Source organism: Stenotrophomonas sp. HMWF003, assembly GCF_003061285.1.
Lineage (GTDB): Bacteria > Pseudomonadota > Gammaproteobacteria > Xanthomonadales > Xanthomonadaceae > Stenotrophomonas > Stenotrophomonas maltophilia_AP.
The window spans coordinates 7,492-11,390 of sequence record NZ_QAIW01000433.1; the positions used below are offsets into that span (position 1 = coordinate 7,492).

3 protein-coding genes are annotated in these 3,899 nt (G+C 66.0%); 2 read left to right on the forward strand and 1 reads right to left on the reverse strand.

Annotation, left to right across the window (positions count from 1 at the left end):
- Positions 1-59 precede the first annotated feature (59 nt).
- Both cfa and DBR34_RS18640 read left to right on the forward strand, forming a co-directional pair.
- On the forward strand, positions 60-1,178 hold the full coding sequence (cfa, locus tag DBR34_RS18635; RefSeq protein WP_128097881.1) for a cyclopropane fatty acyl phospholipid synthase: 1,119 nt from the start codon (positions 60-62) through the stop codon (positions 1,176-1,178).
- Between the two features lie 103 nt (positions 1,179-1,281).
- Complete coding sequence (locus DBR34_RS18640; protein WP_181394069.1) at positions 1,282-1,677, forward strand: UDP-N-acetylglucosamine-peptide N-acetylglucosaminyltransferase; 396 nt, start codon at positions 1,282-1,284, stop codon at positions 1,675-1,677.
- A gap of 105 nt (positions 1,678-1,782) precedes the next feature.
- Here DBR34_RS18640 and DBR34_RS18645 read toward each other — a convergent pair.
- Positions 1,783-3,899 (reverse strand): M3 family metallopeptidase (locus DBR34_RS18645; protein ID WP_146186885.1); only part of this gene is annotated, 2,117 nt, incomplete at its 5' end.

The window sequence follows — 3,899 nt, forward strand, 5'->3', positions numbered from 1 at the left end:
CCGCACGTCGGCACCGCCTACGCGGGGTTGTTTGCCCGGGGCTGACCGAGGGAGGCGACGTGGACGCGGGACTGCAACGACGAGTGACGCTGTTGCTGCACGAGGCGGGGGTCACCGTTGGCGGTGACCAGCCGCACGACATCCACGTGCATGACCCGCACTTCTACACGCGGGTCATGGCCCAGGGCTCGCTCGGCCTGGGCGAGAGTTACATGGACGGCCAGTGGGAGGCCGCCTCGCTGGACGGGTTCCTGTATCACCTGATGCAGGCCCACCTGGACGAGCGCGTGCACGGCTGGCGCGAAGTGGCCGATGCCCTCAAGGCGCGCCTGTTCAACCTGCAGGCGGGCAGTGGCAGCTTCGAAGTCGGCAGGCGCCACTATGACCTGGGCAACGACCTGTACGAGGCCATGCTCGGCCAGCGCCTGGTCTACAGCTGCGGCTACTGGCGCGACGCGCAGGATCTGGACGGGGCGCAGGAAGCCAAGCTCGACCTGATCTGCCGCAAACTCGGGCTGCGCCCCGGCCAGCACGTGCTGGATATCGGCTGTGGTTGGGGCGAGGCGCTGAAGTTCGCCGCCGAGCGCTATGGTGTGTCCGGGGTGGGCATCACCATCTCGCAGGAGCAGGCCGACTACGCACGCCAGCTGTGCGCCGGGCTGCCGATCGAGATCCGCCTGCAGGACTACCACGACGTCGAGGAGACCTTCGACGCGATCTTCTCGGTGGGCATGTTCGAACACGTGGGCGACAAGAACTACCGCGGGTACATGGAGATGGCACGGCGTTGCCTGCATCCACACGGGCTGTTCCTGCTGCACACCATCGGCGGCAACCTGTCGCGCCACCGCACCGACCCGTGGATCGCGCGCTACATCTTCCCCAATTCGATGCTGCCCTCGGCGGCCCAGGTCACCGCCGCGTTCGAGGGGCTGTTCGTGCTGGAGGACTGGCACAACTTCGGCACCGACTACGACCGCACGCTGCAGGCCTGGCGGTTGAACGTGGAAAACGCGTGGCCGCAGCTGGACCCGCAGCGCTACGACGAACGCTTCAAGCGCATGTGGCGCTTCTACCTGGCCGCATCCATGGCCAGCTTCCGCTGCCGGCATGCGCAGTTGTGGCAGCTGGTGTTGTCGCCGCAGGGCGTGCCCGGCGGATATCTGGCGCCGCGTTGACGACGCGCCTGGTAGAGCCACGCCATGCGTGGCTGGACGCGCCGGTTGATGTCGGACCACGTTGTCTACATCGTGCCCGGACGTTTCCGGGTAGCATCCCGGCATGCATGACGCCATTCCTTCCGCCGTGGTCCACGCGTTGCTGGGCGCCCGCAGCGAGGTGGAGGCCGCGTTCGCCGGCACGCGCGATGCCGACACTGCGCTTGCCACAGCTGCCGCCACGCTGGACGCCGCGTTGGCGGCCCACGGCGAAGATCCGCTGCTGTTGACCGCGCTCGGCGCAGTTGCCTGCGACCGCGCACAGTACGCCCACGCACGTGAGGTGTTGCAGCGGGCATTGGCGCTGGGCAGCGATGATCGGCATGCGGCCTTCAACCTCGGCGTGGCATTGCTCAATACCGGGTGCATGGCGCAGGCGAGGGCGGCATTCGAACAGGCGCGCACGATGGCTGCCTCACCGTCTACCTGGGACGCCTGGTTCGACCCGCAGGCGCATTGAGGGCCGTACCAACCAACGGTGGGTACCTGCCGCGGCAGAAGGACCAAAAAAGAACGCCCGGCATGACCGGGCGTTCTTTTTGGTGCACGTCGATGGAGCAGACGCTTACTTCGTGCTGTTACCCGAGGTCAGGCCACGCTTTTCCAGCAGCGGCTCGATCTGCGGGGCGTGCCCGGCGAAGTCCTGGAACAGCTGCATCGCATCCACGCTGCCGCCCTTGGACAGCAGCGCCTTGCGGAAGTGGTCGCCATTCTTGCGGCTCAGGCCGCCGTTCTCGCGGAACCACTTCTGGGTGTTGGCGTCGAGCACTTCGGACCAGATGTAGGCGTAGTAGCCGGCCGAGTAGCCGCCCATGATGTGGCTGAAGTACGGGGTCTTGTAGCGCGGCGGAACCGGCGCGTAGTAGATGCCGTCCTTCTCCAGCGCGGCGCGCTCGAAGGCCATCACGTCCTTGGCGGCCGGCACCTGGTCCGGGCCGATCTGGTGCCAGCGCTGGTCAAGCATGGCGGCGCCCAGGTATTCGGTGGTGGCAAAGCCCTGGTTGAACTTGGACGCGGCAATCACCTTGTCCAGCAGCGCCTGCGGCATCGCCGAGCCGTTCTGGTAGTGCTTGGCGTAGTTCTTCAGGATGGCCGGGTTGTCCGACCACATTTCGTTGACCTGCGAGGGGAACTCGACGAAGTCGCGCGGCACGGCGGTCCCGGAGAAGTAGGGATACTTCACGTTGGAGAACATGCCGTGCAGGGCGTGGCCGAACTCGTGGAAGGTGGTGGTCACTTCATCCCAGGTCAGCAGGGTCTGCTGGCCGGCCGGCGGCTTGGGAATGTTGAGGTGGTTGGCCACCACCGGCTTGAAGCCGGTCAGCGCGGACTGGGACACGTACGAATTCATCCAGGCGCCACCGCGCTTGGAGGCGCGTGCGTACGGGTCGAAGATGAAGATCGCCAGCTGGCTGCCGTCGGCATCGAACACGTCATAGACGGTGACGTCGTCGTGGTAGACCGGCAGGTCGGTGCGCTGCTTGAAGGTCAGGCCGTATTCCTGGTTGGCGGCGAAGAACACGCCGTTCTCCAGCACGTTCTTCAGCTCGAAGTACGGCTTGAGCTGGGATTCGTCGAAGTTGTACTTGGCCTGGCGGACCTTCTCGCTGTAGAACGCCCAGTCCCAGGCTTCGAGTTTGAAGGTGGGCTTGCCGGCGGCCTTCTGTTCCTGGTCGATCATGGCCTGCAGGTCGGCCGCTTCGCGCTTGGCGTTGGCGACGGCGGCCGGGGCGAGCTGGCCGAGCATGGCGTTGACCGCTTCGGGGGTCTTGGCGGTCTGGTTGGTGAGGTTGTAGGCGGCGAAGTTGGCAAAGCCCATCAGCTTGGCCTTGTCGGCGCGCAGCTGCATGATGCGCGAGACCAGGGCGGTGTTGTCGTACTGGCCGCCGCGGCTGCCGCGGGTGATGGAGGCTTCGTAGATCTTCTGGCGCAGGTCGCGGTTGCGCAGGTTGGTCAGCGGCGGCTGGCCGGTGGTGTTGAGCAGGGCGATGACGTACTTGCCGTCGAGCTTGCGGGCCTTGGCGGCTTCGGCAGCGGCGGCGATCTGCTCGGGCGACAGGCCGTCGAGCTGCTTGACGTCGTCGACGACGACGGCCGAGGCATTCACTTCGTTCTGCACGTTCTGGCTGAAGGTGGTGCCGAGGTTGGCCAGTTCGGCGTTCATGGCCTTGAGCTTGGTCTTGTCGGCATCGTTGAGCTTGGCGCCGGCGCGGACGTAGCTTTCGTAATATTTTTCGACCAGGCGCACGCCTTCGGCGTCGAGGCCGAGCTGGGCGCGGGTGTCGTACAGGGTCTGGATGCGGGCGAACAGCTTGCCGTTGAGGGCGATGGCGTCGCTGTGGGCGGCAAACTTGGCGGAGTAGTCGGCCTGGAGCTTTTTGCGGGTGTCGTTGGTGTCGGCGCCGACCAGGCTGAAGAAGACGGTCGTTGCGCGATCCAGGGTGTCACCGCTCTTTTCCAGGGCGATGAGGGTGTTGTCGAAGGTGGGCTTGGCCTTGTTGTTGGCGATGGCCTCCACTTCCTTGAGCTGCTGGGCCATGCCGGCGTCGAAGGCGGGGGCGAAGTCGCTGTCCTTGATCTTGTCGAACTGCGGGTAATGCAGCGGCAGCGGGCTGTCGGCGAAGAACGGGTTGGCCTGCTGGGCGTTCGCGGCGGCGGGGGTGGCGGCGACGGCGGAATAGG

What these genes read in the sequence shown, in the direction of transcription:
- DBR34_RS18640 (WP_181394069.1), top strand. Translation starts at nt 1,282, where the DNA reads ATGCATGACGCCATTCCTTCCGCCGTGGTCCACGCGTTGCTGGGCGCC.